21 protein-coding genes are annotated in these 25,774 nt (G+C 69.3%); 10 read left to right on the top strand and 11 right to left on the bottom strand.

Annotated elements, in window-relative coordinates; genetic code table 11:
* Positions 1-177 precede the first annotated feature (177 nt).
* Positions 178-1,221, top strand: a complete 1,044-nt coding sequence (locus tag M3M54_RS08360) for a low specificity L-threonine aldolase (RefSeq protein ID WP_249021701.1) — start codon at positions 178-180, stop codon at positions 1,219-1,221.
* A gap of 111 nt (positions 1,222-1,332) precedes the next feature.
* Here the strand turns inward: M3M54_RS08360 and M3M54_RS08355 are convergent, their stop codons facing one another.
* Complete coding sequence (locus tag M3M54_RS08355; protein WP_249021700.1) at positions 1,333-1,830, bottom strand: universal stress protein; 498 nt, start codon at positions 1,828-1,830, stop codon at positions 1,333-1,335.
* Positions 1,831-2,116: 286 nt separating this feature from the next.
* On the opposite strand from M3M54_RS08355, the gene M3M54_RS08350 reads away from it, so the two are divergent.
* The 4 genes from M3M54_RS08350 to cydC are packed head-to-tail and all read left to right on the top strand — an operon-like array spanning position 2,117 to position 8,087.
* Positions 2,117-3,529 (top strand): cytochrome ubiquinol oxidase subunit I, encoded by a 1,413-nt coding sequence (locus M3M54_RS08350; protein ID WP_249021699.1) that lies wholly within the window; start codon positions 2,117-2,119, stop codon positions 3,527-3,529.
* A 16-nt stretch (positions 3,530-3,545) separates the two neighbouring features.
* The gene (gene cydB / locus M3M54_RS08345) at positions 3,546-4,610 is read left to right on the top strand and encodes a cytochrome d ubiquinol oxidase subunit II (RefSeq protein WP_249021698.1); all 1,065 of its coding nucleotides are present in this window, start codon (positions 3,546-3,548) and stop codon (positions 4,608-4,610) included.
* A gap of 7 nt (positions 4,611-4,617) precedes the next feature.
* Positions 4,618-6,366, top strand: coding sequence for a thiol reductant ABC exporter subunit CydD (cydD, locus tag M3M54_RS08340; RefSeq protein ID WP_249021697.1), 1,749 nt, complete (start codon positions 4,618-4,620; stop codon positions 6,364-6,366).
* The gene (gene cydC, locus M3M54_RS08335; protein ID WP_249021696.1) at positions 6,363-8,087 is read left to right on the top strand and encodes a thiol reductant ABC exporter subunit CydC; all 1,725 of its coding nucleotides are present in this window, start codon (positions 6,363-6,365) and stop codon (positions 8,085-8,087) included. Before cydD ends, cydC begins: the two co-directional genes overlap by 4 nt.
* Here the strand turns inward: cydC and M3M54_RS08330 are convergent.
* Positions 8,084-8,713, bottom strand: coding sequence for a response regulator transcription factor (locus M3M54_RS08330; RefSeq protein WP_249021695.1), 630 nt, complete (start codon positions 8,711-8,713; stop codon positions 8,084-8,086). The genes cydC and M3M54_RS08330 overlap by 4 nt on opposite strands.
* Before the next feature lie 108 nt (positions 8,714-8,821).
* Between M3M54_RS08330 and M3M54_RS08325 the strand changes: the two genes are divergently transcribed.
* Together M3M54_RS08325 and M3M54_RS08320 are read left to right on the top strand one after the other, a co-directional pair.
* The gene (locus M3M54_RS08325; RefSeq protein WP_249021694.1) at positions 8,822-10,918 is read left to right on the top strand and encodes an NAD(+) synthase; all 2,097 of its coding nucleotides are present in this window, start codon (positions 8,822-8,824) and stop codon (positions 10,916-10,918) included.
* Entirely contained in the window at positions 10,908-12,308 is a 1,401-nt protein-coding gene (locus M3M54_RS08320; RefSeq protein ID WP_249021693.1) for a UTP--glucose-1-phosphate uridylyltransferase, read from the top strand. Before M3M54_RS08325 ends, M3M54_RS08320 begins: the two co-directional genes overlap by 11 nt.
* A 2-nt stretch (positions 12,309-12,310) precedes the next feature.
* Here the strand turns inward: M3M54_RS08320 and M3M54_RS16795 are convergent, their stop codons facing one another.
* The 3 genes from M3M54_RS16795 to M3M54_RS08305 all read right to left on the bottom strand — a co-directional run bounded on the left by M3M54_RS16795 (position 12,311) and on the right by M3M54_RS08305 (position 17,185).
* Positions 12,311-14,101 (bottom strand): peptidoglycan-binding domain-containing protein, encoded by a 1,791-nt coding sequence (locus M3M54_RS16795; protein WP_305883103.1) that lies wholly within the window; start codon positions 14,099-14,101, stop codon positions 12,311-12,313.
* A gap of 204 nt (positions 14,102-14,305) precedes the next feature.
* Positions 14,306-16,456 carry a glutamine synthetase III gene (locus tag M3M54_RS08310; RefSeq protein WP_249021692.1) on the bottom strand — a complete coding sequence of 717 codons (2,151 nt, stop codon included), beginning with the start codon at positions 16,454-16,456 and terminating at the stop codon, positions 14,306-14,308.
* A 111-nt stretch (positions 16,457-16,567) separates the two neighbouring features.
* A complete protein-coding gene (locus M3M54_RS08305; RefSeq protein ID WP_249021691.1) occupies positions 16,568-17,185 on the bottom strand; it encodes a hypothetical protein in 618 nt (205 codons plus the stop codon).
* 192 nt (positions 17,186-17,377) lie between these two features.
* Between M3M54_RS08305 and M3M54_RS08300 the strand changes: the two genes are divergently transcribed.
* On the top strand, positions 17,378-18,712 hold the full coding sequence (locus tag M3M54_RS08300; protein WP_249021690.1) for a hypothetical protein: 1,335 nt from the start codon (positions 17,378-17,380) through the stop codon (positions 18,710-18,712).
* Between the two features lie 6 nt (positions 18,713-18,718).
* On the opposite strand, the gene M3M54_RS08295 is transcribed toward M3M54_RS08300, so the two are convergent.
* Both M3M54_RS08295 and M3M54_RS08290 read right to left on the bottom strand, forming a co-directional pair.
* Positions 18,719-19,126: a hypothetical protein gene (locus tag M3M54_RS08295; protein WP_249021689.1), complete on the bottom strand. Its 408-nt coding sequence runs from the start codon at positions 19,124-19,126 to the stop codon at positions 18,719-18,721.
* A gap of 249 nt (positions 19,127-19,375) precedes the next feature.
* The gene (locus M3M54_RS08290; RefSeq protein ID WP_249021688.1) at positions 19,376-20,638 is read right to left on the bottom strand and encodes an aminotransferase class I/II-fold pyridoxal phosphate-dependent enzyme; all 1,263 of its coding nucleotides are present in this window, start codon (positions 20,636-20,638) and stop codon (positions 19,376-19,378) included.
* A 56-nt stretch (positions 20,639-20,694) separates the two neighbouring features.
* Here M3M54_RS08290 and M3M54_RS08285 point away from each other — a divergent pair, with 56 nt between their 5' ends.
* Together M3M54_RS08285 and M3M54_RS08280 are read left to right on the top strand one after the other, a co-directional pair.
* Positions 20,695-21,012, top strand: a complete 318-nt coding sequence (locus M3M54_RS08285) for a hypothetical protein (RefSeq protein WP_249021687.1) — start codon at positions 20,695-20,697, stop codon at positions 21,010-21,012.
* Positions 21,009-21,920 (top strand): DNA-3-methyladenine glycosylase, encoded by a 912-nt coding sequence (locus M3M54_RS08280; protein ID WP_249021686.1) that lies wholly within the window; start codon positions 21,009-21,011, stop codon positions 21,918-21,920. The genes M3M54_RS08285 and M3M54_RS08280 overlap by 4 nt, the downstream gene beginning before the upstream one ends.
* 34 nt (positions 21,921-21,954) lie before the next feature.
* On the opposite strand, the gene M3M54_RS08275 is transcribed toward M3M54_RS08280, so the two are convergent.
* The 4 genes from M3M54_RS08275 to M3M54_RS08260 are packed head-to-tail and all read right to left on the bottom strand — an operon-like array spanning position 21,955 to position 25,773.
* Positions 21,955-22,926 (bottom strand): ABC transporter substrate-binding protein, encoded by a 972-nt coding sequence (locus M3M54_RS08275; protein WP_249021685.1) that lies wholly within the window; start codon positions 22,924-22,926, stop codon positions 21,955-21,957.
* A complete protein-coding gene (locus tag M3M54_RS08270; RefSeq protein WP_249021684.1) occupies positions 22,923-23,693 on the bottom strand; it encodes an ABC transporter permease in 771 nt (256 codons plus the stop codon). The genes M3M54_RS08275 and M3M54_RS08270 overlap by 4 nt, the downstream gene beginning before the upstream one ends.
* Positions 23,690-24,412 carry an ABC transporter ATP-binding protein gene (locus tag M3M54_RS08265; RefSeq protein ID WP_249021683.1) on the bottom strand — a complete coding sequence of 241 codons (723 nt, stop codon included), beginning with the start codon at positions 24,410-24,412 and terminating at the stop codon, positions 23,690-23,692. The genes M3M54_RS08270 and M3M54_RS08265 overlap by 4 nt, the downstream gene beginning before the upstream one ends.
* On the bottom strand, positions 24,409-25,773 hold the full coding sequence (locus M3M54_RS08260; RefSeq protein WP_249021682.1) for a VWA domain-containing protein: 1,365 nt from the start codon (positions 25,771-25,773) through the stop codon (positions 24,409-24,411). The genes M3M54_RS08265 and M3M54_RS08260 overlap by 4 nt, the downstream gene beginning before the upstream one ends.
* Between the last annotated feature and the right edge of the window lies 1 nt (position 25,774).

Raw genomic sequence — 25,774 nt, 5'->3', positions numbered from 1 at the left:
GGCTTCCTGTTGGCATCACCGTCCTCCGGGTGATCGGCAGGCGCAGCGATGCCTTGATCAAGGGTCCGACTTTCTCATCGACAATCGTAGTCCGCGGCCGCGCGCGTCCAGTAACCTCGCCGCTGTGCCACCGATCCCCGATCACGAGCGCGCCCTGCAAGGCGTGCCGGCTGAGCGATGAGCGCCGCGCTGGCGCGGCGCGGCTTTGCCTCAGACAACGCCGCGGGAGTGCACCCGCGCGTGCTGGAGGCGATCGCCGCGTGCAATCGGGGGCACGCCTACGGCTACGGGCACGACCGCTACACACAGGCCGTGGAGCGGCGCCTGGCCCAAGCGTTGGGCGCCCCGGACGCCGCGGTGTTCTTTGTCCTCAACGGCTCCGGTGCCAACGTCCTGTCGCTGCGCGCGGCGCTCAGGCCCTGGGAGGCGGCGGTTGTGTCAGCCAACGCGCACCTGCACACCGACGAGGTCGGTGCGCCGGAGGCTGTGGCCGGCACCAAGCTGCTGGTGGCGCAGACGTGCGACGGGCGCGTGACGCTTGAGGGTGTGCGGCGGCTCGTGGAACGCAGCAATGACGAGCACTCCGTCAAGCCAGGGCTGTTGTCGCTGACCCAATCGACGGAGCTGGGAACGCTGTACGAGGTGGGCGAGCTGCGCGAGCTCGCGCAGCTCGCCCACGACAACGGCCTGCGGGTCCATGTCGACGGGGCACGCTTCGCCAACGCCGCCGCCGCGCTGGGGCTGTCGTTGGCGGAGCTGCTTGCGGCCAGTGGTGCCGACCTGCTCTCGTTCGGTGGCACCAAGAACGGTCTGATGCTCGGTGAGGCGGTGGTCGTGCTCGACCCGGCACTCGCGCCGGGGATGCTGCACCTGCGCAAGCAGACGCTGCAGCTGGCTTCGAAGATGCGCTTTGTGGCGGCGCAGTTTGACGCCCTGCTGGACGGAGACCTGTGGCTTGAGAACGCAGCCCACGCAAATGCGATGGCGCGGCGGCTGCATGAGGCCGTCGGCACGATCGAGGGTGTGCGCGTGTCGCGGCCGCCTGCCGCCAACGCGGTCTTTGCGGTGCTGCCGACCGACGCGTGTGAGCGTCTGCAACGCGAGTTCGACTTCTACGTCTGGGACGAGCACACCGGCGAGGTGCGCTGGATGTGCTCGTGGGATACCACCGAGCAGGACGTGGACAGCTTCGCGCGCGCCGTGCAAGACGCGCTCCGTTGAGCGGCGGCTCAAGGCGGACGCTTGCGAGCTGTCCGGCCGAGCGCCCCGGGTGATGATCCCTGCGCGCGTCGGCCCAGCCGGCGCGCGGCCGGACGAAGCTTTGGTTGGCCGTCAGGCGGCGGGCTTGTGCTCCATGCGTCTGCGGCGCTCCGCGCGAGCCGTGGCCACGGCCGGCGAGGGGACCACCACGACCGGAATCTCGGCGTGGTGAAGCAGCTGGCGCGAGACGCTCCCGAGCATCAGCGAGCGCAGCTCGCTGCGCCCGTGGCTGCCGCAAACGATCGCATCGGCGTGCGCCTGCGCGGCGGCGCCCAGGATTGCCTCGCCGACGGTGGTTGTCACCACGGCCGTCTGTGGGGTGGCATCGAGTCCGGCCTGACGGGCCAGCTCGGCGCCCGCCTGCGCGGCTTCCGCGGCGGACTTCTCGGTGGCCGAGTCCATCTCGTCGAGGTCCAGCGCGATCGCCATGCCGGCGCCGGCGCGGGCCATCGTGTCGATGAAGCGCTGCCAGACCGTCAGCACGATCGCCTGCTGACCCGGAAACAACTTGGCGGCCTGCTCGATCGCGGCCTTGGAGTCCTCAGAGCCGTCGTGGCCGATCAGAATCATTGTGTCGCTCCTTGGCGGTTTGGATGGTCTGGGGAAAAAGCGTTGTGACGTGAGCCGGGGGGTGTCTCAAGGCCCAGCCTAACCGGGCCGTCCCCGGGTTGCCACAGGGTCCGATGCGGGTAGCGAGCCGAGATGTACGGGATCGATGTGCGGAAAAGCCGCAGCGCCTGTCAGACAAACTACATGAGCGGGGGCGGCTCCCGCCCGCGATGATACGGTCGATTCGTAGGCCACAAACGCTCAGTTGTGCAGTTGCGCACAATCTGGGCAGCAATGAGGAGGTCCCGTGAGCGCTTTGGACTTTGCCCGGCTCCAGTTTGCGATAACCACCCTGTTTCACTTCATCTTCGTCCCGATGTCGATCGGGCTGGCGCTCTACGTCGCCATCTGCCAGACGCGCTACCACCGCTCAGGTGACGAGGTGTGGCTGCGCGCGACCCGCTTCTGGGGCAAGTTCCTGCTGATCTCGATGGCGATCGGGGTGGTCACCGGTATCGTTCAGGAGTTCCAGTTCGGCATGAACTGGTCGCTGTTCTCGCGCTACGTCGGCGACATCTTCGGCGCACCCCTGGCGATGGAGGGCCTGATCGCGTTCTTTTTGGAGTCGACCTTCATCGGCCTGTGGATCTTCGGCTGGGGGCGCCTGCCCAAGCGCATCCATCTGGCGACCATCTGGCTCACGGCGATCGCCACGATGCTCTCGGCCTACTTCATCATCCTCGCCAACGGCTTCATGCAGCACCCCGTCGGCTACACGGTCAATCACGCCACGGGCCGCGCTGAGCTGACCAACATCTTCGCGGTGATGTTCAACCCGATCGCGCTGCTCGGCTTCGTGCACACCGTGCTTGGTGCGATCACGACCGGGGGCATGCTGGTGATCGCGATCAGCGGCTATCTGATGCTGCGCGGGCGCGGCGGCCAGGTGGCCTCGAGGTCGATGCGCATGGCGCTGCCATTTGCGCTCGTGGCCGTGTCGCTAACCATGTTTGTCGGCGACAGTCAGGGCCGCGTGCTCGTGAACCAGGAGCCGATGAAGATGGCAGCCGCCGAGGCGGTTTGCAACTCCGGCCACGGCGAGAGCTTCTCGATCTTCTCGGTCGCTGGTTTCACCGACAACCCCTGCCCCAACCACATCAGCTCGATCCGCATCCCGCACCTGCTCAGCCTGATTGAGGATCTGAGCTGGAACGGCAACATCAGGGGTATCGACCAGATCCAGGCCGCCGAGCGCGCCCAGTACGGACCCGGCAACTACGTGCCGCCGGTCGGCGTCGAGTACTGGACCTTCCGGCTGATGATCGGCGCCGGGATGCTGATGGCGGCGATCGCGCTGGTCGGGGTGGTGCTCGTGCGTCGGCGCCAGCTGGAGCGCGCACGCTGGTTCAAATGGCTTGCGCTGCTGGGTGTGCCGCTACCGATCCTCGCCAACTGGTGCGGCTGGATCTTCACCGAGGTCGGGCGCCAGCCCTGGGTGGTCTTCGGCCTACTGAAGACCGCTGACGCCAACTCGCCGAACGTGGGTCTCGGCAGCATCATCTTCACGCTGGCCGGGTACATCGTGATCTACGGCGTGCTGATCGCGACCGGAGCATGGCTGATGTGGCGCGAGGTTGGTCACGGGCCCGAGTCCGATGACGCCCCGACCACGCAGCCTCCGGGTGCCACCCCGAAGCCCGACATGGTCATGGCCTACTGAGGGAGTTCGAGAAGCGATGCACAGCGATCCTGGTTTCCTGCAAATCATCTGGTTTGTGCTGGTCGGCGTCCTCTGGGCCGGTTTCTTCATCCTCGAAGGCTTCGACTTCGGCGTGGGCATCCTGGTCAAGGCGCTGGCCCGCGACCAGGTGGAGAAGCGCATGGCGATCCACACCATCGGTCCGGTCTGGGACGGCAACGAGGTCTGGTTGATAGTGGCGGGGGGCGCAATGTTCGCCGCCTTCCCGCTCTGGTACGCGAGCGCCTTCTCTGGCTTTTACCTGGCGTTCTTCCTGTTGTTGGCGGCGCTGATCGTGCGCGGCGTCTCCTTCGAGTTCTGGGGCAAGGTCGACTCCGAGCGCTGGCGCTCGGTGTGGGAGTGGGCGATGGCGATCGGCAGCGGTGCGGCCGCATTCCTGTTCGGTGTCGCCTGGGCGAACCTCATCCATGGCGTGCCGATGGGGGCCGCTCACGTGGTGCACCTCTCACTGCTCGGCATGCTTCACCCCTACGCGCTGCTCGGCGGCGTGACCACGCTCGTGCTCTTCCTCGCGCACGGTGCGAGCTTTCTGTCGCTGCGGGTCGACGGTGATCTGCGCAAGCGTGCTGGCGCCGTTGACAGGTTGGCGACGCCGCTGGCGGCGCTGCTAACGACGGGCTTCCTGGTCTGGACGCTCTCAGCTCACGGCTGGGCGGTGCAGGTGCTGATCCCGGCGCTGCTTGCCTGCGGCGGGCTCGTGGCGGCGACGGCGCTCAACCGTGCCGAAAGACAGGCCGCGGGGTTTGGTGCGAGTGCGCTTGCGATCGGGATGCTGACCGCGACGTTCATGACCTCGCTCTATCCCGATGTGCTGCCGTCGACCACCAGGGCGGCATACAGCCTGACGGTGGCCAACGCGTCCTCTAACCACTACGCGCTGGTCGTGATGTCGATCGTCGCGGTGATTTTCGTGCCGGTCGTGCTCGCCTACCAGGGCTGGACCTACTGGGTGTTCCGCCATCGCCTCGGCCGCGACGACTACGAAGGGCCGCTCACGCCGGTGGCCGTGATCGAGCACATGACCACCGGCCACGGCCACTGAGGGTGACGTGGCGAGCGGCCAACCGGACGGCAAGCCCAGGGTCGATCGCCGGCTCGCGCGCGAGACCCGGGCGGCACGGCCACACTTCCTGATCGGCGCGCTGCTCGGTGTGGCGAGCGCCGCGCTGACGGTCGCCCAAGCGGTGCTGCTTGCCCGGGTGATCGCCGCGGTGGCGATGGGGCACGCAACGCTCGCGGACGAGCGCGCGGCGCTGGTTGCGCTTGGGGCCGTGCTCGCGCTCCGGGCGCTGGTGGCCGGCGCCTTCGAGCTCTCCGGCAGGCTCGCGGCCGCGCGCGTGCTCACCGAGCTGCGCCGGCGCCTCGTGCAGCGTCTGCTCGTGGACCGGCCCGGGCTCGAGCGCGAGGAGCGCACCGGCGAGCTGGTCGCCGCCGCCGTCCAGGGCGTGGACGGCCTTGAGACCTACTTCGCCGGCTACCTGCCGTCGCTGATTCTGGCCCTCGCAGTGCCGGTCGCGGTGCTGGCCTGGGTGACGCCGATCGACCCTCTGGTCGCGCTCATCTTCGCGCTCACGATCCCGGTGCTGATCGCCTTCATGATCCTGATCGGCGTCGGTGCCCAGTCACGCACACGCGCGCGCTGGCAGGCGCTCACGCTGCTCTCGAGTCACTTCCTCGACGTCGTGCGCGGGCTCGAGACGCTGCGGGCACACCGCCGTGAACGCGCGCAGGTGCAGATCATCGACAGCGTCGGTGAGCGCTACCGAGTCGAGACGATGGGCACGCTGCGCCTGGCGTTCATCAGCTCGCTGGTGCTCGAGCTCTGCGCGATGCTCGGCACGGCGCTGGCGGCGGCGACGATCGGGGTGCAGCTGACCGGCGGGGACCTGAGCCTCGACGCCGGGCTCACGGTGCTCTTTCTGGCGCCCGAGCTCTACGGGCCACTGCGGGCGGTCGGTCAGCAGTTCCACGCCACGGCGGATGGGCTGGCGGCTGCGGGTCGGCTGTTCTCAGTGCTGGATCAGACCGATCCAGTCGCTGCCGCCGGCCCGCTGGCCGGCGGCGCGCCGAGCCCCGCGCCACTGCCGCCCAGACACACGCCGGACCCGCGTGACGAGCCTTTGCGCTTCGAGCGTGTCCGCTTCACCTATCCGGGCAGCGACCGTCCGGCGTTACAGGAAATCACCCTCACGCTCGCGCCCGGCGAGTTCGTGGCCGTGATCGGGCCAAGCGGGGCGGGCAAGTCGACGCTCGCCGCGCTCGCGCTCGGACTCGTGCATCCCGACAGCGGCCGCGTGAGCTGTGGCGGCGTTGACCTGTGCGCGGTCAGCCCCGAGGCCTGGCGTGACCGCCTGGCGTGGGTCCCGCAGCGCACCAAGCTCTTCGCCGACACGCTGGGGGCAAACATCGCGCTGGCGGTGCCGCGGGCGACCGCCGCTGAGATCCGCACGGCGGCCGTCCGGGCCGGCCTCGAGGAGCTGATCGCGTCGCTGCCCGCCGGCCTACAGACCCGGATCGGTGACGGCGGCCGGCGCCTGTCGGCCGGTGAGGGTCAGCGGGTCGCGCTCGCACGCGCCTTCCTCACCGACGCTTCACTGGTGGTGCTGGACGAGCCGACCGCCAACCTGGATCCCGCGACCGCCGGGGTGATCGGCGACGGGATCGAGCGGCTCGCGGGCGAGCGTACCGTGCTCCTGATAACCCACGACGCCAGGCTTGCGGCGCGCGCACAGCGCACAGTGCGGCTGCGGGACGGGGCCGTGCTCGCGCCGAAGCCACAGACGGTGGTGGCGGTGTGAGCGCGTTCTCAGCCGGCATCGGCGCAACAAGCACCAGCCGCCGCCGGCGGGCGCTTGCGCTCTGGCGTGTGGCGCGCCTGCGTCAAGGCGAGGGTCGGAGGCTGGCCTTGACGGTGATCCTCGGCTGGGCCACCGTGATCTCGGGCGTCGGCCTGCTGACCGCCTCCGGCTATCTGATCTCGCGTGCGGCCCAGCGGCCGTTGTTCATCACGCTGATGGTCACGGTCACGACCGTGCGCGCCTTCGGGCTCTCGCGCGCGGTCTTTCGCTACCTCGAGCGCCTGGCCTCGCACGACCTGGCGCTACGTGTGCTCGCACGTCTGCGCACCGGCTTCTACGCGGCGCTCGCACCGCTCGGCGCGGCGGCGCTTGAAGAGCGCCGCCGCGGTGATCTGCTCGCGCGCTTCGTCGCCGACGTCGACTCGCTCCAGGACCTCTACCTGCGCGCGCTCGCGCCGCCGCTGGTGGCACTACTCGTGATCCTCACGACTGCGGGCGCTGCGGCTGTGATGCTGCCCACCGCGGGGCTCGCCCTGGCCGCCTGCCTGGTCGTGATGGCGCTGCTCGTGCCGGCGCTGGCGTCGGCAGCTGCTGCGGGCGCGGGCCGGCGCCAGGCGCCGGCCCGCGCCCGCCTCGCCGACGAGCTCCTGGAGGCGCTCGAGGGCTCGGTCGAGCTGGCGCTGGCGGGCCGTGCGCAGGAGCGTGCGGACCGGATCGATCAGTCAAGCCGTCGGCTGATCCACCTCGGCCTGCGCGACGCGCTCGTCGGCGCTGGCGCCACGACGCTGCAGGCGCTGGGCGGTGGCGTGGCTGTGATGGCGGTTCTGATCGTCGCCATCCCGGCGGTGCACACCGGCGCCCTGAGCGCCGTGCTGCTGGCGGCGATCGTGCTTTTGACGCTGGGCGCGCTGGAGGGGTTGGCGCCCCTGCCGCTGGCTGCCCGCCGCCTGAGCGCCAGCGCCCAGGCCGCGAGCCGCCTGGCCGACATCAGCTCGCTTGAGCCCGCGGTCAGCGATCCGCCCGCACCCCGTCTGCTGCCTGCGGGGGCGGCGCTCGCGCTGAGCCTTGAGCACGTCAGTGTGCGCTTCAGCGATGGCACGCAGGCGCTTGACGACGTCAGTCTCACGCTCGAGCCGGGCGCGCGTGTCGCGCTGACCGGCCCGAGCGGCGCCGGCAAGACCACGCTCGCGGAGCTGCTTGTGCGCTTCACCGATCCGCAGGCGGGCACGGTCAGGTTGGGGGGCATCGACCTGCGCGAGCTTGCGCTTGACGAGGTCCGCGCAAGCGTCGTGCTGATCGCTCAGGACGCGCATGTGTTCACCACCAGCGTGCGCGAGAACCTGCTGCTCGCGCGGCGCGAGGCCAGCGAAGCCGAGCTCTGGGCGGCGCTCAGAGCGGTGGCACTGGATGAGCACGTGCGCTCGCTGCCCGCGGGGCTCGACGAACTGGTCGGCGAGGATGGGGGACTGCTCTCCGGCGGCCAGCGTCAGCGGCTCACGGTCGCGCGGGCGCTCGTCTCAGACGCGCCCTTCATCGTGCTCGACGAACCCACCTCCCAGCTGGACGGTCCGATCGCGGCGGAGCTGATCGGGCGCGTCGCGCACGCCGCCGGCGACCGTGGCCTGTTGGTGATCACACACCGCAGGGCCGAGGTTGCGGCCTTTGACACGGTCTACGAGCTGCGCAACGGGCGGCTCACGCCAGCCACGCGCGCGCCCTAGCTGAGGAGCTTGCGGTCCAGGGCGTAGCGAACGAGTTCGGCGCGGTCCGCCAGCCCGAGCTTCTGCTGGATGTGGGCACGGTGGGTCTCGACCGTGCGGATCGACAGGTAGAGCTCGTCGGCGATCTGGCCGTTGGTGTATCCGAGCGCGATCAGCCGCAGGATCTCAAGCTCGCGTTGCGAGAGTCCGTCCGGTGGCCCCGGCAGCGGCTCCGCGGCGAGCTTGGCCCCCAGGCGTGGGTTCAGGTAGCGCTCGCCCGCGACAGCGGCGCGGATCGCATCGACGAGCTCGCCATCCGCGGACTCCTTGAGCACATAGCCGAGCACGCCGTCGCTCAATGTGCGCCGCGCGTACGCCGGCTCGTTCTGCATCGTCAAAACGACTATCTGCGTTTCGGGAAACTCGCTGCGCAGACCGGGAATCGCCTCGATGCTCTCCTCGCCCGGCATGTTCAGGTCGAGCACCAGCACGTCGGGGTGGTGGCCACGGACATAGCGCCTGGCGGAGGCCACGTCCTCGGCTTCGGCCACCACCTCGAAGCCCTCCTCGCTGTCCAGCAGCTGTCGCAGGCCACGGCGAACGATGGCGTGGTCATCGGCGATCACGATCCGGATGTTTTCGCTCACCAACGGCAAGTTACATCGCCGGGCGGCTGCGTTGCAAGCTGGGGTCGCCGCTGCGCCTGAACCGCTGCCACGGGCATTTGCGGCGGGTTTGCGGGAAACTACAGCGCAATGGCCAGCGCCACAGCTGCGGGAGTGCTCCCGTTTGACTCGATCTACCGCCACGGTTATGTCCGCGTGGCGGCTGCCGTTCCACGCGTGCAGATTGCCGAACCAGCCGCGAACGTCGCGCAGACGCTGGCGCTGGCCCGTTCAGCCGACGAGCAGGGCGCGGCGCTCGTTGTCTTTCCGGAGCTCGGCCTGACCGCCTACACGGCCGATGACCTCTTCCACCAGGACGCGCTGCTGGAGGCGACGCTCGCGGCCATCGAGTCGGTGCGCGAGGCCAGCGCCGCGCTTGCACCACTGCTCGTGGTCGGTGCGCCGCTGCACGTTCAGGACGGCCTCTTCAACGTTGCGCTGGTGATCCACGCCGGCCGGGTCCTCGGGGCGGTGCCCAAGAGCTATCTGCCCGCCTACGGCGAGTTCTACGAGAAGCGGCAGTTCCGCGCCGCGCGTGACGCGATCCGCACCGAGGTGGAGATCGGCGGGGTCAGCGTTCCCTTTGGCAGCGACCTGCTGTTCACCGCCACCGATCTGCCCCAGTTCACCATGCACGTCGAGATCTGCGAGGATCTCTGGGCCCCGATTCCGCCGAGCACCTACGCGGCGTTGGCGGGTGCGACGGTGCTTGCCAACCTGTCGGCCAGTAACGTGACGGTCGGCAAGCCCGAATACCGGCGGTTGCTCTGTGCGGGACATTCGGCACGCACACTCTCCGCCTACGTTTACACAGCCGCCGGCCTTGGGGAGTCCACCACAGATATGGCGTGGGACGGGCAGGCGCTCATCTACGAAAATGGCGAGCTGCTCGCCGAGGCCGAACGCTACCCGGCGTCTGGCACGCTGACCAGCGCCGACGTCGACCTCGATCGCCTCAGCGCTGACCGCATGCGGCTCACTTCCTTCGGCGACTGTGTCCACGACCACCGCGAGCTTCTGCGTCGGGTGAGGCGCATCGAGTTTCGCCTGCGCCCACCGACCAGGGCGCTGCCTTTGACGCGCGAGGTCGCACGCTTTCCGTATGTGCCGACTGATCCCGCCTCGCGTGATCAGCGCTGTCGGGAGGTCAGCCTGATCCAGGCCAGTGGCCTGCAGACACGGCTTGAGGCCACCGGCATCGAGCGCGTCGTGATCGGCGTCTCCGGCGGCCTTGACTCGACGCTTGCGCTGCTGGTCGCGGCTCGTACGATGGACCGCCTGCGGCTGCCGCGCACCAACATCCTCGCCTACACGATGCCCGGATTCGGCACCAGCGCCACCACGCTTGGCAGCGCCCGCGAGTTGATGCAGGCGCTCGGGGTCACCGCAGCCGAGCTCGACATCCGGCCGTCGTCGCAGCTGATGCTTGAGTCCATCGGCCATCCGGCGGCCTCCGGAGCGGAGGTCTACGACACCACCTACGAGAACGTGCAGGCCGGTGAGCGGACGGCCCACCTGTTCCGCCTGGCAAACCTCCATGGCGCGCTGGTGCTCGGTACCGGCGACCTCAGCGAGCTGGCGCTCGGCTGGAGCACCTACGGCGTCGGCGACCAGATGTCGCACTACAACGTCAACGCCTCGGTGCCAAAGACCCTGATCCAGTTTCTGCTGCGCTGGGCGCTCGACACGGGCGAGCTCGGCGCGCAGGCTGGCACCGCGCTCGAGGCGGTGCTGCACACCGTGCTCGAGACGCCGATCTCACCGGAGCTGATCCCAGCGCCCGCCGGCAGCGCCGTCGCGCCCGAGCAGCACAGTGAGAACACCGTCGGTCCCTACGAGCTTCAGGACTTCTTTCTCTACCACGTGCTGCGCTACGGCAACCGCCCCAGCAAGGTTGCGTGGCTCGCGCACGCGGCCTGGGGACAGCGTACGCGCGGGTTCTGGCCCGACCTGATCCCGGAACGGCGGCGCAACGAGTACACGCTCGAGCAGATCGAGCGCTGGCTGCGAGTGTTCCTCTCACGGTTCTTCCAGACCAGTCAGTTCAAGCGCTCCGCGCTCCCGAACGCACCGAAGGTCGGTTCGGGTGGGTCGCTTTCGCCGCGCGGCGACTGGCGGGCACCGAGTGACGGGAACGCCCGCACCTGGCTGGCGGAGCTCGAACGGGGGCTCGCCGGTGAGCAATGAGGCGGTGGCCGCCGCCGCCGCGAAGATGCGCCAGGCGGGGCAGAGCGACGCGGCGATTCGGCACTTCAGCCATGCCATCGAGCGCGTGGCGGCAGGCGAGCGAACGCTGATCTCAAGCGCTGAGATCGAGCCCGTGCCGGACGTTCCCGGGCTCGCCGAGCTGCCGGACGCAGATCCGCGCGAGGCGCTCGCGGCGCTTGCGGTCATCCGGCTCAACGGCGGCATCGCCACGTCCATGGGCCTGCGCCAACCGAAGTCGTTGCTCGAGGCTCGCGAGGGGTACAGCTTCCTGGAGGTGATCGCCGGTCAGATCCTCGACCTGCGTCGCCGCCACGGCGTGCGGCTGCCGCTGATCCTGATGAACAGCCAGGCCACGCACGAGCCGACACGTGCAGCGCTCGACGGCATCCCCGAGCTCGCCAACGGCGGCCTGCCGCAGGAGTTTTTGCAGAGCATGGTCCCCAAGCTCGATGCCGCCACGCTTTTGCCGGCGCGCTGGCCCAGGGCGCCGGAGCTTGAGTGGTGTCCGCCCGGACACGGCGACGTCTACGCCTCGCTGGTCGGCTCGGGCCTGCTTCACGCACTGCGCGAGCGAGGCTACCGCCGCGCGATGATCGCCAACTCCGACAACCTGGCGGCAACGGTCGATGCGCGGATCGCGGCGCATGTGGCCGAGCAGCGAATCCCATTTCTGCTCGAGGTGGTCCGTGGCACCGCCTCGGATCGCAAGGGCGGCCATCTCGCACGGCGCCGCAGCGACGGGCAGCTGGTCCTGCGCGAGACCGCCCAGACGCCGGTGGAGGACGCTGCCTCGTTCCTTGACTACCGGCGCTGGCGCTACTACAACACCAATTCGCTGTGGATCGACCTCGACGCCCTGGAGGAGCGCTTCGCTTCGGCAACGACGTTGGAGTTGCCGGTGATCGTCAACCACAAGACGCTCGACCCGCGGGACCCCGACTCGCCGCCCGTGCTGCAGCTGGAGAGCGCGATGGGCGCCGCGATCAGCAGCTTCCCGGGCGCCTGCCTGCTGGAGGTGCCGCGCTCACGCTTCGTGCCGGTGAAGACCACAGATGACCTGCTCGTGCTGCGCTCTGACTGCTTTCGGATGGCTGATGGCTTCGTGCTCGAGCCCGCCCGGCAGGGCGCCAGCCCGCCCGAGGTGGCGCTGGACAAGGACCATTTTGGCCTGATCGACGACTTCGACCGGCGCTTCCCCGCGGGTCCACCGTCGCTGCGCGACGCCGAGCGGCTGATCGTCAACGGCGACGTGTACTTTGGCGCAGACGTCGTCGTGCGCGGTAGCGTGCAGATCGACGCGCCCCCGGATGGGCTGAGCGTGGAGCCGGGAACGATCCTCAACCACGAGGCCGTGTCCGCCTCGGCCTGAGCTCAGCCGCCGTGCCGCCGGCGCCGGTCAGGGACCGCCTGGGGCGTGCCGGCGCCGATGTCGCCGTGGAGCTCGTTGTGTGAGCGCACGCCGTGCATCCACCTCGGTAGCGGTGCCTCTAGCGCGGTGGCGGCGGCGGTCCGGCCGAGCGCGCGCCCGCGCCGCAGGATCGCAACCGTCTGTCGTCTGCGTCTGCTCCAGCGGACGCTCACCGGACGCACATGCAGCAGCGCGTCCCAGGTGGGGCCGTTGAGGACGCCGCTTGCGGCGAGCCGGTGGCGGCGCTGGAACGCTCGCACAGCGCGCTTTGTCTGCGGTCCGAACACGCCGTCGATCGCGATCCGGTAGCCGGCTCCGTAGAGGTGCTCCTGCGCCCATATCACCAGATCGCCGCGGTTACCGGCGAAGATGCTCGCCGGCGTGCGGTTGGTTGTGTAGCTGACCGGCAGCGGCGGTAGACGGGTGATCGCGCCGAAGTAGGACAGCGGCGCCGACTGCCAGTCCCACCAGCTCACGCCGGTCGCGCCGTACTCCTTGGCGAGTAGGCTGAACTGCTCGATCGCGCCGATTGACATGCCGGCGCCGCTGTTCCACAGCTGGCCCAGCGGAAAGATCGGGCGGCGGTAGAGCTCGTTGTACTCGTAGGTGATCGCGTAGACATTCTGCACCGAGGTGCCGATGTCGGCCCAGTACATCTGCGGCAGGTTGTACTGGGCGCCGCCGGGTCCGAGAAATATCGAGTACGGAAACGTCAGGTGGTAGCGGACGTAGGGAAAGCCCGCCAGGCCGACCGGGAAGCGCTGGCCGATCAGCCTGCGCAGACGCGCGATGTAGGTCTGGGCGGCGATGTAGCGCGACTGGTACTGCGATTCGGCGTCGATCACCAGGCAGTCGGCGCCGTCACGCACCGCCCGCGCGCCCAGGTTGGCCTCGATGACCGGGTGCACACCGTAGACGTACTGCCAGGCGCAGACCCTGATACCGGCCTCGTGCAGGTCGGTCACCAGCGCCGGCGAGAACTGCCGCCACCACTGGGTGCCGTCGCTGCTCTTGACGTAGAGCGCCGTTATCCCGTAGCGCTTTGCCTGGGCGATGATCGCCGCGATGTCGCCGCCGTCGGTGTCGTGCAGCACCCAGATCCACATCGCGCGCCCCGCAAACGGGTTGCCGGCGGGCACCGGGATCGTTGCGGGTGCGGGCGCGGTGAGCGGGCAGGCGGGCGTCTGCGTGATCGTGGTGGTACCGGGGAGCGTGGCGGTCTCGGTCACCGGCACCGACTCGGTGAAGACGGTCGTGGTCGGGTACGTGTAGGTCGTGGTGGTCGGCGCCGCGGTGGTGCTCGTGCCCGTTCCGGTGCTCGTGCCCGTTTCGGTGCTCGTGCCCGTTCCGGTGCTCGTGCCCGTTCCGGTGGTCGTGCCGGTGCCGGTGGTCGTGCTCGTGCCCGTGCCGGTGGTGGTCGTGGAGGTGGACGTGGAGCTGGTGGTGGTGGACGATGTGCCGGTTGGTGGCGCCGTGGTCAGCGTGGTGGTCCCGGTGGCGATGACCGGTTCGGTGACGGTCTGCACCGCCTGCACGGTCGTGTACACGGGGGTTCCAGGTGCGACGGTGGTTGACGTGATGCCCACCGACCCGCTGCATGGGGTGTGGACCGTCACGGTGGCGCCGGCGGCCTGTTCTGCGGTGGTTGAGGATGGGCCCTGCTGGTGCGCGCTTGCCGCCAGTGCGATCGCCGTAACCGGCCCGAGCAGGGCGGCCAGCAGCCCCGATACGAGCAGTGCACCGCGTCCACTCAACGCTGCCAACGCCTGCCTCACGGCTTGCTGAAACCCCACAGATCGTTTCCAGTTGCGCCACCATCTGGGAGGCCCTGTCGGGTTCTCCCTACAGGGTTAAAGCACGCGGCGAGGTCTCACGCTGCAGGTTCCTGCCCAGTGTCGCGCGGGTGTCAACTGGGCGGTACGGGTGGGCGCCGGCCAGCGGGCCGGCGCCCACAGCGATCACTTGATGAACAGGATCTCTGAGTACTTCGGTAGCGGCCAGAGGTCGTCGGCAACCTCTTTCTCGAGCCGGTCGGCGACCTCACGGACGGCGCCCATCGCCGGAAACACGACGTCGTGCATGTAATGGGCGTGTTCGAGCAGGTCATCCTCCGGGTGGTTCTCCTTGAGGTTGGCACTGTCGAGGGCGCGGATCACCTCGAGGAACGAAGCGATCCGCTCGCCGGTTTCGCTGGCGATCCCCGGCTCCTCGGCGGCCAGCAGTTCGGCCTTGTAGCGCACTGCGGCGGGCAGCAGCATCGTGCGCGCGAGCGCGGCCGCGGTCTCGGCCTCGATGTTGAGCTTGGTGATGTACTGCTCGAGGAACACCTCGTAGCGAGCGTGCAGCTCGCGCTCGTTCAGCACGCCGTAGGCCTCAAAGGCGGCGATCGTCCGTGGGTCGATCAGGTAGGGAAGGGCATCGGGGGTCGCGCGCAGGTTGAGCAGGCCACGGCGTGCTGCCTCCTCATGCCAGTCGTCCGAGTAGCCGTCGCCGCCGAAGACGATCTGCTTGTTGGCCGCGTAGCTGCGCTGGATGATCGGGCGCAGCGCGTCCTCGAGCGTTCCGCCGGCGGCAAGTGTGTTCTCGAGCTCGCTGGCGAGCTCGTCAATCGCCTCGGCGACGATCGTGTTCAGCACCGTGTTGGGCAGGCCCAGCGACATGCTCGAGCCGAGGGCGCGGAACTCGAACTTGTTGCCGGTGAACGCGAATGGGCTGGTGCGGTTGCGGTCGCCACCGTGCATCGGCAGCGGCGGTAGGACCGGTGTGCCGAGGCCGAGGAACGACTCCGGGGTTGACTGGCCGGCGGTGCCTGCCTCGATCGCTTCGAAGAGCTTCTCGAGCTCGTCTCCGAGGAAGATCGAGATGATCGCCGGCGGCGCCTCGTTGGCGCCGAGTCGGTGGTCCTGGCCGGCAGAGGCGACCGATGCGCGCAGCAGGCCCTGGTGCTTGTTGACGGCCTGGATCACGGCCGTGCAGAAGAACAGGAACTGGAGGTTCTCGTGCGGCGTGTCTCCGGGGTCGAGCAGGTTCTCGCCCTCATCGGTCCCCATCGACCAGTTGTTGTGTTTGCCAGATCCGTTGATGCCCGCGAAGGGCTTCTCGTGCAGCAGGCAGACCAGCCCGTAGCGGCGCGCCACGTTCTGCAGGATCTGCATCGTCAGCTGCTGGTGGTCGGAGCCGACGTTCGAGTTTTCGAAGATCGGGGCGATCTCGTACTGGGCCGGGGCGACCTCGTTGTGACGGGTCTTGATCGGTATGCCGAGGCGGGCGAGCTCGCGTTCAGCTTCGAGCATGCAGGCGAGTACGCGCTCGGGAATCGAGCCGAAGTAGTGATCGTCCAGCTCTTGACCCTTGGGCGGCTTGGCGCCGAACAACGTGCGACCGGTGGTCACCAGATCGGGTCGCTCGAAGTAGTACTGCTCGTCGATCAGGAAGTACTCCTGCTCGGGCCCGACCGTCGTGAACACACGGCCGACCTCCTTGCCGAACAGCTTCAGGGCGCGACTGGCAGAGCGCGAGAGCGCGTCCATCGAGCGCAGCAGCGGGATCTTGTGGTCGAGCGCCTCGCCGGTCCAGGAGACAAATGCCGTCGGGATACAGAGCAGCGCCCCGTTGGGGTTCTCCAGGATGAAGGCGGGGCTGGTCGGGTCCCAGGCGGTGTAGCCACGCGCCTCGAAGGTGGCGCGGATGCCGCCGGTCGGAAACGACGAGGCGTCCGGCTCTGCCTGGATCAGCTCCTTGCCCGAGAACGAGGCCAGCGCGGTGCCCTCACCCGTGGGCGCGTAGAAGCTGTCGTGCTTCTCGGCGGTCAGCCCGGTCAGCGGCTGGAAGACGTGCGCGTAGTGGGTTGCGCCCTTCTCGAGTGCCCACTCCTTCATCGCCAGCGCCACCGCGTCGGCGAGCGTGGTGTCGAGCGCCTCGCCCTTGGCAAGGGTCTGGGAGAGCCGCTTGTAGACGTCCTTGGGCAGGCGTTGGCGCTGCACCGCCTGGCTGAATACGTTCTCGCCGAAGACCTGGTTGTCGGCGACGGTGAGGTCGGTTGTGCCGAGCGCGGCCCCGTCGGGGGTCCACTGCGCTGCAAATACGTTCTGCTGGCGGATGCGGGACATGCTGTGGGCTCGATTCCTTCCTGTTCGCGACCAGGCGGTGTGGGCGCGCGTGAACTTAGCTGCCGCCCGGAGACGGCCATTTCAAGCTATATGACGCCCGGCGTGCGGTCACTATCCAAATGTCCAAAATCGCCCGCAGCCACTCTGCGGGGCGGGCGGCGACCCCACGTCGTATGCGAGCAGCGCGCCGGAGCGTTTGGCGATGCAGGCGCTGGCCGTCTCGACGAGCAGCCTGCTGTCGACGCGGGGCGTCTTGAGGAAGTAGCGGGTGCCCGCCACGCCCGCCGCCTTGCAGGACCCTGCGTTGCTGATCCGCATGCCCGTCACGTTCGTGTAGCCGACAAGGCCCCGTGCGGCGGTGTACTCGCCGTCCAGATGCGTCAGGCCCTCGGGTGTCTTGAACGTGACCGGGTTGACGTGACCGAGCGCCAGCGAGTAGCCGCGGCCATTGACGTCGTAGGTCGAGACCTTGAGCGGCTCCGTCGCGTTGGTCTGCCAGTCCTGCGGCCCGTGCACCGGGCCGCTGATCTCAAACTTGAAGCCGTCGTTGGTCGAGGTGTCGGTGAAGCGGTAGTTGGTGAGGCTCGCGAGCCGCGCGAGGCTCGTGTTGAAGCGTGCGTTGGCGGTCGCTGCGGCGGGGACGGCTGCCAGCGCGAGCGCCGCGGCGCAGGTGGCCAGCCCGACCGCGACCGTCGCCCTCCGGCTCAGGCTGCGTGATGTCGTGTGCAAGGTCGAGCTCGCCGCGGTCGATACGGCGGCGAGCCTACCGTCTCGCCGCCGGGCCCACGAACTTTCGTACTCCAGTTCGCAAAATGGACACTGAAATACGAAAGTTCGCGGGCACGGGGGTCTGGCGGCGGTGGGCGGCAAATCTGGCGCTAGCTGAGCTAGTACCATAAGGTACATGCGAGGGTTGTGGCGATGACGGTCGATGTGGGCGAGTCCGAAACTGCCGAGCCCTCGAGCCCCGCCGAGCCCTCAAGCCCCGAGGTCCTCTTCGAGGAGGCGCGCCGCCGCCGTCGGCGGCGGCGCGTGGCAGGCGCCTGGGTGCTCGCCGCCCTGGGGTCGGTGGCCCTGCTCGGCGGGCTGGCCGCCGGCGGAGGCTCGCCCGCCGTGCCACGGCACGGCCGAGCCGGCGCTTCCTCAGGTGCGGCGCCAGCAGCGACCTGGCACGAGCTCACAGCGCCCGGCGGCTTCATCGTCCCGGGCGCGATCGTCACCGATGTGGTGCGCTGGCGCGGCGCTCTGTATGCGAGCAGCCAGGGCTCCGGGCGCGTGCACGTCTCGGGTGCGCGTGGCTGCCCATCGGGCAATGACTGCGCTGTGGTGTGGCGGTCGGTCGACGGCGGACGCTGGCACGCGGTCTACGCCACACCGTCGCTGGGCGGCGGCCAGGGTGAGTGGCTACAGCCGCTGCACGGCGCGCTGCTGCTCGGCGACTCTGACCAGTTCAGCGCCGTCTGGCGCAGCACGAACGGCAGGACCTGGCAGGAGGTCAAGCTTCCGGCCGCGCTCGCCGGCGGTGGCCTGTCGGTCTGCAGCGCCGACGCCGGGCGCCGCGTGGTGCTGATCGGTAACGGCGCCAGCCTGCCACCCAAAGACAGGAGCGCCGATCTCGTCTGGAGCGCGGGCGCCGGCCTGCGCCTGAGGCCCGCCCAGCTGCCGGCGGGCTATTCGGCGGGCTGCGTCCAAACGGCCGGCGCTGGGTTCGCCGGCGTCGGTGGCCTCACTCGCAGCGGTGCGGGGCCCGTGCTGGTGCGTTCGGCGACCGGTCTGCGCTGGCAGATCACGGCGAGGCTGCGCCTGCCGCGCGAGCTGCCCGCCGGCGCGAGCCAGAGTCTCGTGATCGCCGGCCGGATGATGGTCCTGCTGTCAACGCCCGAGCCGATGGACCCGAGCGCTCGCGCGCAGCTCTGGTACTCAAGCAGCGGCAGGCGCTGGCGGCGCGCGAGCGTGTACGGCCGCCTGCCACTGGCGGGGGGTTTGCGTTATGGCCCCACGAGCTTCCCCGAGCTCGTCGCCGCGGACGGCGGGCTGATCCTCTACGACAGCTCGAACACGGCGCTCTGGTGGTCGGCAGATGGCCGCGTCTGGCGCCGCCCGCGCCTTCGCCGCCTGCCGCCCACGACCCTTGCCCCGCAGGGCGTCGCCGCGGTGGGCAACACGTTGGTCGCCATTGAGCGCGCGCGGCGCGCCGGCAGCCGTCTGCCCGCCGGCGCGACAACCCTGTGGCAGCTCACGCTGAGCCGCCGCTGAGGCTCGCTACGCGCAGACGAGGCTCCGGGCGGCATGCGCCGGACTTGGGAGAGGCTGCCCCTCGCTCTGTGCAGGCTCGGGCGTGGGCGTAGCGGGCGGCCGCTTGCTGAGCTGCTCGGCGAGCAGACGCCGCTGACGCTCGGTCAGTGAGCCGATCGGCTTGATCTCGGACACGCCGTTGCGCTCGAGGAACTTGCGTGCGCGCGTATTGCCCCAGCGCGGCTGCGAGAGCAGGAGCTCGGCGACCGTCCAGCGAGCCGCCGCCTCAGGGCAGTCGAGGATCACATCGGCAGCTGACACGCCGCCGGCCGCGATGCGGCGCTTGAGCTCAGCCCGCGCCAGGCGGATGGTGTTGGCGTGCTCCAGGGCGCGGAGGCGCTGCGGGTCGGTGCGCATTTCAAGCGTGTCGGTCATCGCTGAACCCTCATCTCCATGCTGATCTGCTCCTTCCGGCCCGCACAGGGCACGCTCACGCCGCACCCGGATCGGGTGCGTGAATTCAAAGTTTTCAGACGACGCGACGCACGCTCGCTGCCACGCCTCGGCCTCGAGCTCGTGGGTCCCGGCAAGTGACCCCTCTACAACCAGACGTCAAGCTAGCGCGAGCAAGCTGGTAACAGCAAGGTCACAAATCGCGATCCGTGTGCTTAGAGCGTGAAATTCCTATTCGCGGCCGTCAGACAGCGGGCCGTGCTCGGCCTCAAAGTCGCGCTTGGCGGCAGCGAAGATTGCGATCGCCTCATCCAGCACGGCTTGGTCGTGGGTCGCCATCACGCTTGTGCGCAGCAGCGCCCCGGCGGGCGGCACGGCAGGATGGATTGCCACGTTGACGAAAACCCCGGCCTCGTAAAGCGCCTTCCAGAGAAGGACGGCCTTCCAGTCATCTCCGACAACCACTGGGACGATCGGGGTGATCAGCTCGGGGCCGTCGGGGCGGGGCTCCGGTTCGAGCACCCAGAAGCCAAGCTCTGCGAGTCCTCGGCGCAGGTAGGCGGCGTTGGCGAGCACCTTCGCAAAGAGCTCGCGACCCTCCTCGGAGCGGCAGATCCTGACGGCGGCGAGCGTCGCGCCGACAGCCGCCGGCACCGCCGATGCGGTGAACAGGAACTGGCGCGCGGCGATCCGCAGGTAGTCGATCACCTCGGCCGATCCGGCGATCACGCCGCCGCAGGAGGCGAGCGATTTTGAGAACGTGGCCATGCGCAGGTCGACATCGGCCTCCACGCCGAACAGCTCGCAGGCGCCGGCGCCGCGCGCGCCAAGCACGCCGAAGCCATGCGCCTCATCGACCATCAGCCGCGCACCGTGGGCCTTGACCAGGGCCACGATTTCGGGCAGAGGCGCCAGGTCCCCCTCCATCGAGTAGACCCCGTCGACCACCACGAGGATGCCGCCACCATCCTGTTCCGCGGCCTGCAGGCGCTTCTCGAGCAGGTCGAGACGGTTGTGGCGAAACGGACGCAGCTTTGCCTGCGACAACAGACAGCCGTCGAGGATCGAAGCGTGGTCGCCGGAATCGGCGATCACCGTGTCGTGGGTGTCCAGGATCGTCCCCAGCGCCCCCAGGTTGGCCTGCGCGCCGGTGGTGAAGACCAGCGCCTGTTCGGTACCAAACCATTCAGCCAGCTCCCGCTCGAGCTCGACGTGAAGTTCGGTGGTTCCGTTCAGGAGCCGTGAGCCGGTGAGGCCGGTGCCGTAGCGATCGAGTGCGTCACGCGCACCCTGCTTGACCCGCTCATCGCCGGTCAGTCCCAGGTAGTTGTTGGAGCCGAGCATGATCCGTCGCTGGCCCTCCATCTCAACGACCGGCAGCGTGGGCCCGTCCAACACGTGGAAGTACGGAAGCGCACCGATCTGGCGTGCCGCGTTGAGCTGCTCGATGCGCTCAAACTCGCGGGCCTTGGCAAAGACATCGATCGCAGTCATCGCGCAGAGCGTAACGTTGACAGCGCCGGCGATGCTGTCACCATCCGCTGCAAGCGATGTCACAGGCGCCGATTGAAGAGTCCGAGGTGTGTGAGGGGGAGCTCGTTCCGGAGTCCGGGGCTTGGCTTGAGGACCAACGGTCCGGGGACCTTGAGCACGCCAGCAGGGAGCGTCTGCCGCTGCACGACGCCGCGATCGCGGTACAGACGGCGGCGCTCGTCGCCGGCGGCTTTGTGGCGGGAGCAGTGACGGTCGCGTTGCTGCGCCGTTACGGCCAGCCGCGGCCCGAGCGCCCGCTGCTCGGGCCCGGGTCCGGACGCCAGCTGCCCGGCGAGACTCGGATGTTTGTCGTCTCTGTTCGCCGCGTGGTGTGAGCGCGACGCTCTGTGACGTGCGCGTCGAGGTGCGGCCTCCGTGGCCGTTCAGGCTGACGCGACGCAGCGGCATGGACGGCTTGACTCAGGTCCGTGGCGGTGTTCTGCAGCGGCTTGTGCACGAGCGGCTGGACGACGCGCAGGTGCCGGTTCATCTCAGGGTGGCGCAGCTGTCCAGTGGTCACGTGCTGATTGGCGCTCGCGCCGCCGGCCGCGAGCCGGCGGCGCGAGCGATCCTGCGGATGCGGCGCGCACTCGGCGTGGACCTGGACCTGCGCGAGTTTCATCGGCGCTTTGCGCGCGACCCGATGATCGGTGCTGCCATGCGCGCCAACCCGGCACTGCGCCCGCCCGGTCGCCCGGACCCGTTCGAGGCGCTTGCCTGGGCCGTGACCGAGCAGCTGATCGAGTATGAGCGGGCCGCGGCAATTCAGCGGCGGCTGGTCGCAGCGCTCGGGCGCCGTGACCGCGAGAGCGGCCTGCGCGACTCGCCGAGCGCAGCGGTGCTCGCCGGCCAGGCGCCGGCGAGACTGGCATCACTTGACCTCGCGCCGGCTCGTGCACTGACGTTGATCAGGATCGCCCGCGAGGTCTCTGCTGGCCGCGTCGATTTGGCGAGCGCCGATGAAGCAGAGCAGGAGTGCGGCTGGCGGCGGCTGCGGGCAATTGCCGGTGTTGGTGCGTGGACGCTCGAGGTGCTGGCGCTCACAGGACAGGGCAGGCTCGACCGCATCCCCGCCGGTGACCTCGGCCTGCTGAAGTTCGCCGGGCGCTGGCTCTCGGACGGCGACCCCAGTGCACGTGCGGAGGAGGGACAGGTGCGCGCGCTGTTTGAACGCTTTGGGCGCTGGCAGGGACTTGCGGCCAGCTACGTCCTGCACGCCGGCGGCTGGCCTGGGTTTGGGTAGCCGCTGGGCCGGCGTACGCCCGGCGGCACGTGAGCTAGATCCCGAGGCCCGCCAGGTCCTGGTTGGTCGAGGCTTGGCCCAGCTCGAGCAGGGCGTTGGGGTCGGTCAGGAAGCCGTTGCGGTTCAGCCAGTCGCCAAACGTGTTCCATTCAGCCTCGCGTTGGTAGCCCCAGACAGGAAGGCCGGTGGGGAACATCTCCGGCAGCGTCGCGCTCAGCATGGCGCGTTCGAACGGTGCCCGCACCGCCAGTGAGGGGACCGCATTGATGAGCGTCGTGATCGCCTGCGCCGGGTCAGCCTGGACTGCGCGGTAGCCGCGCGCCAGTGCCTGCGCGAAGCGACTGACCAGGCCGGGGTAGCCGCTGATCGTCTCCCCGCGCGCGACCAGGACCAGCCCGTCGTAGGTTGGATAGCCGGGCACCGCCAGCAGCCGTCGCAGCTTCGCCGGCCAGAAACGCGCGTCCGGTTCGCTCAGTGTCGTGATCGTCGCCTTGCCGCGTGCGCCGCCCCGCCTGGCTCGCTTGGTGGTTGCGCTGGTACTGGTCGAGGCGGCTGTCGTTGTGCCGGTGGTGTTCGGTGCCACGCCACCCGAGGATCTGGCGGCCGGTGTCCTGACCCTGATCTGGCTCAGCGGGACGTGCACGATCGCTGCAATCCCGGCGACCGGCTGGTTGCGGTTGCGGTGCAGGAAGACGTTGACCTCGGAGGCGAAGGCCAGCAGCACCTGGCCGTTGTGCAGCATCGTCAGCGGATCCTGCTTGGGCGTGGGCACGACGATGTGCACGTCGATGTCGGTCTGCTTGAAGTAGCCCAGCGCCATTGCCTCGTAGAGCCCTGTGTAGAGGGCATTGGGCCGGCCGGCCAGCGCGACGGTCAGCTGGTTGGCCGAGTGGGGTGCCGGCGTGAAGGTGTTCTTGATCTCGCCACAGCCGGCGACGCCGACAGCCACGAGCACGGCGAGGCCGATCCTGGTCAGCAGGCGCTTGCGGGTGGAGTGCGCGTTCATCTGGCTTGAGTATTGCCGCGTTCGTGGATCCATGGCATCGCTCGCCGCTCCGCGATGCCAAGCAGCGTGAACAGCATGATGGCGAAGGCGACCAGAACCAACACTGTGGCAAACGCCTCGGCCATCTCGAGGTTGGCCACCGTCACCGTCAAGAGATACCCAAGCCCGGAGCTGGATCCCGCCTGCTCGGCGAGGACGACCGCGATCACAGCCAGCACCGCCGCGAGCTTCGCGCCGGCGAAGACGCCGGGCAATGCGCTCGGAAACTCCACTCGCCAGAAGGTCTGCGCCCGTCCGGCGCCAAGGGTCCGCATCAGCTTCACCAGGTCCGGGTCCACCGCCGCGAGCCCCGACATGGTCGTGACCACGATCGGGAAGAAGCACACCAGTCCGATCACGATCAACTTCGGCAGCAGCCCAAAGCCCAGCCAGGTCACGAGCAGCGGTGCGAGGATCGGGATCGGGATCGCCTGCGTGGCCACGAGCGGCGGATACAGTGCGCGGCGCGCGAGGCCGGAGAAATGCAGCAGTACCGCGCTGGCGAGCGCACACGCGCCGGCCAGCAGGATGCCGAGCAGGATCTCAGCCGCGGTCGGCTTGAGGTCGTGCCACAGGGTCGCTCGGTCTGTGTAGAGCGCAGCCAGCACCGCGTGGGGGGCGGGGAGGACCAGGGAGCTGATGGAAGCCAGGTCGACGTAGGCCTCCCAGATGCCGAGCACCAGCGCCAGCGTGACGATCGGAGCCAGCCATGAACCGCGCGGCCTCAAGCGTTCACCCCGAGCCTCGCGAGCGTGCTCGCGCGCAGTGCGACCACCGCCGCGTCGGTGCGCGCGCGGGGCCGCGGCAGCGCCACCTCCACATCGGCGATCAGCCGCCCCGGTCGCGGTGAGAGCACCAGCACGCGGTCCGCCAGCAGGACCGCCTCCTCCACGTCATGGGTGACCAGCACGACGGTTCGCCGTTCCTCCTCCAGGGCGTGGGCCAGCCAGCGCTGCATCTCCGCGCGTGTGATCGCGTCGAGCGACGCGAAGGGCTCGTCCAACGCCAGCACCGGCCGTCCCGAGAGCAGCGTGCGCAGGAAGGCCACGCGCTGGCGCATGCCGCCTGAGAGCTCGTGCGGTCGCGCGCGCTCGAAACCGTCGAGCCCGAATCGCTCGAACCAGGGCCTGGTGGCGGCGCGGGCACCCTGGCGCCCGACGCCCCGAACGCGCAGCGCCAGCGAGGCGTTGTCAAGCGCCGAGAGCCACGGCAACAGCAGATCGCGCTGCGGCATGAGCGCCGCTGGCGCGCAGCGTATCGTGCCCGTGTCAGGCTGCTTGAGCCCACAGATCAGCTCAAGCAGCGTCGTCTTGCCGCAGCCGCTCGGTCCCACCATCGCGACGGTTTCCGCGCCCGCCACCTGCAGCGAGACCTCGCTCAGCACCTTGAGTGGCGCACCGCCGCGGCGCACCGCGAAGCTGTGGGAAACACCCTCTAGCGAAATCAACTCACGCGCGGTCTCGTCAGCGCTCGCACAAAGTCCTCGAGCTGGTCGGTGCGCCAGCATTCGAACGCCTCGCAGTACTGCGCGTAGGCGGAGATCACGCTGTCCCCGTAGTTCCAGTAGAGCTTCGGCTCCGGGTTCAGCCAGAAGGTGCGGCCGGCCTTGGCGGTGATCGCGGCAAACAGGTCCTCGCGCGGCGGGCGGCCGTTGGTGCGCGCGTCGCCGAGCACGATCACGGTTGCGCGCGGGTGCAGCTCGTCCTCGATCTCCGCCAGGAATTCGCTCCACACGCGCCCGTAATCGGTGTAGCCCGAGATGTCGGCGACGCCTGCGTCACGGCTGATCGCGGCGGCGGCGGCACGGAAGTCACGCTCGCGCTGGAAGACGTCGGTCACCTCCGAGATCCGTTCGATGAAGACAAACGACCGCTGCTTGCGAAACACGTCGTGCAGCGCGTGCAGAATGCTCAGAAAGAAGGTGCTCGCGCTCGTCACGGAGGTGGACACGTCGCAGAGCACAAACAGCTCTGGACGGCGCGGACGGCGCGGGCGGTACTTCAGGGTTATGGGCACGCCGCCGGTCTGGAGCGACGCCCGCATCGTCGCACGCACGTCCACGTGCGCGTGACGGCTGTGGCCACGCAGCTCGTGCCCACCGGAGGCGAGACGGCGGCGTAGCTGGGCCACGACCCGATGCACGGCGGCAAGATCCTGCACCGGACCGCCTGGCAGCGAACGGTCGAGGTCGGTCAGCGCTCGCTTAGGGGGCAGCGCTTGGTTGCGCTCGATCTGAGCCCGTTCGAGCTCACGACGCAGCGCCTGCTCGAAACGCCGCAGCTGCTCGCGTGGGATTCCCTCACGCCGGGGATCATCCTCGGGCAGCTCGGGCTGGCGCTCGCTGCGCAGACCCAGCGCCCGCCGGATCCGCTGGACGTCGACGCCCAGGACACCTGAGCCGTGGCCCTTGCCGAAGGCGGCTATGGCCAGCCGCGCCAGGTCGCGCAGGTCACCATCGGTGCTGTCGCGCAGCGCCCGTGCGATCTGCCGCCGAAGCTCGTCGAGGTCGAGTTCGCCGTCGCCGAAACGGGTCTGAGGCTCCGCCACCTCCAGCCGCAGTGCCTCAAGCTCGGTGGCGCGAAAGAAGAAGCGGTCGAATACGAGCGCGAAAAGCCGTCGATCCTCAGGGGACTTGGCGATGGTCGCGGCGAGCGTCTCGCGAAAGTCGCCCAGGGCGCCCCAATCGACCAGTTCCAGCGCGCTGAAGGCGTCCAGGAGCTCCGAGGTGCCGACGCTCACGCCCTCCGTCCGGAGGTCTTCGGCGAAGGCGACGATCTGGCCGTCGAAGTCCACGTGACCGCTGGTCACG

Origin of the sequence: Conexibacter sp. S30A1, assembly GCF_023330665.1 — a bacterium.
GTDB lineage: Bacteria > Actinomycetota > Thermoleophilia > Solirubrobacterales > Solirubrobacteraceae > Palsa-465.
This window is presented reverse-complemented; position numbering and strand designations above follow the sequence as displayed.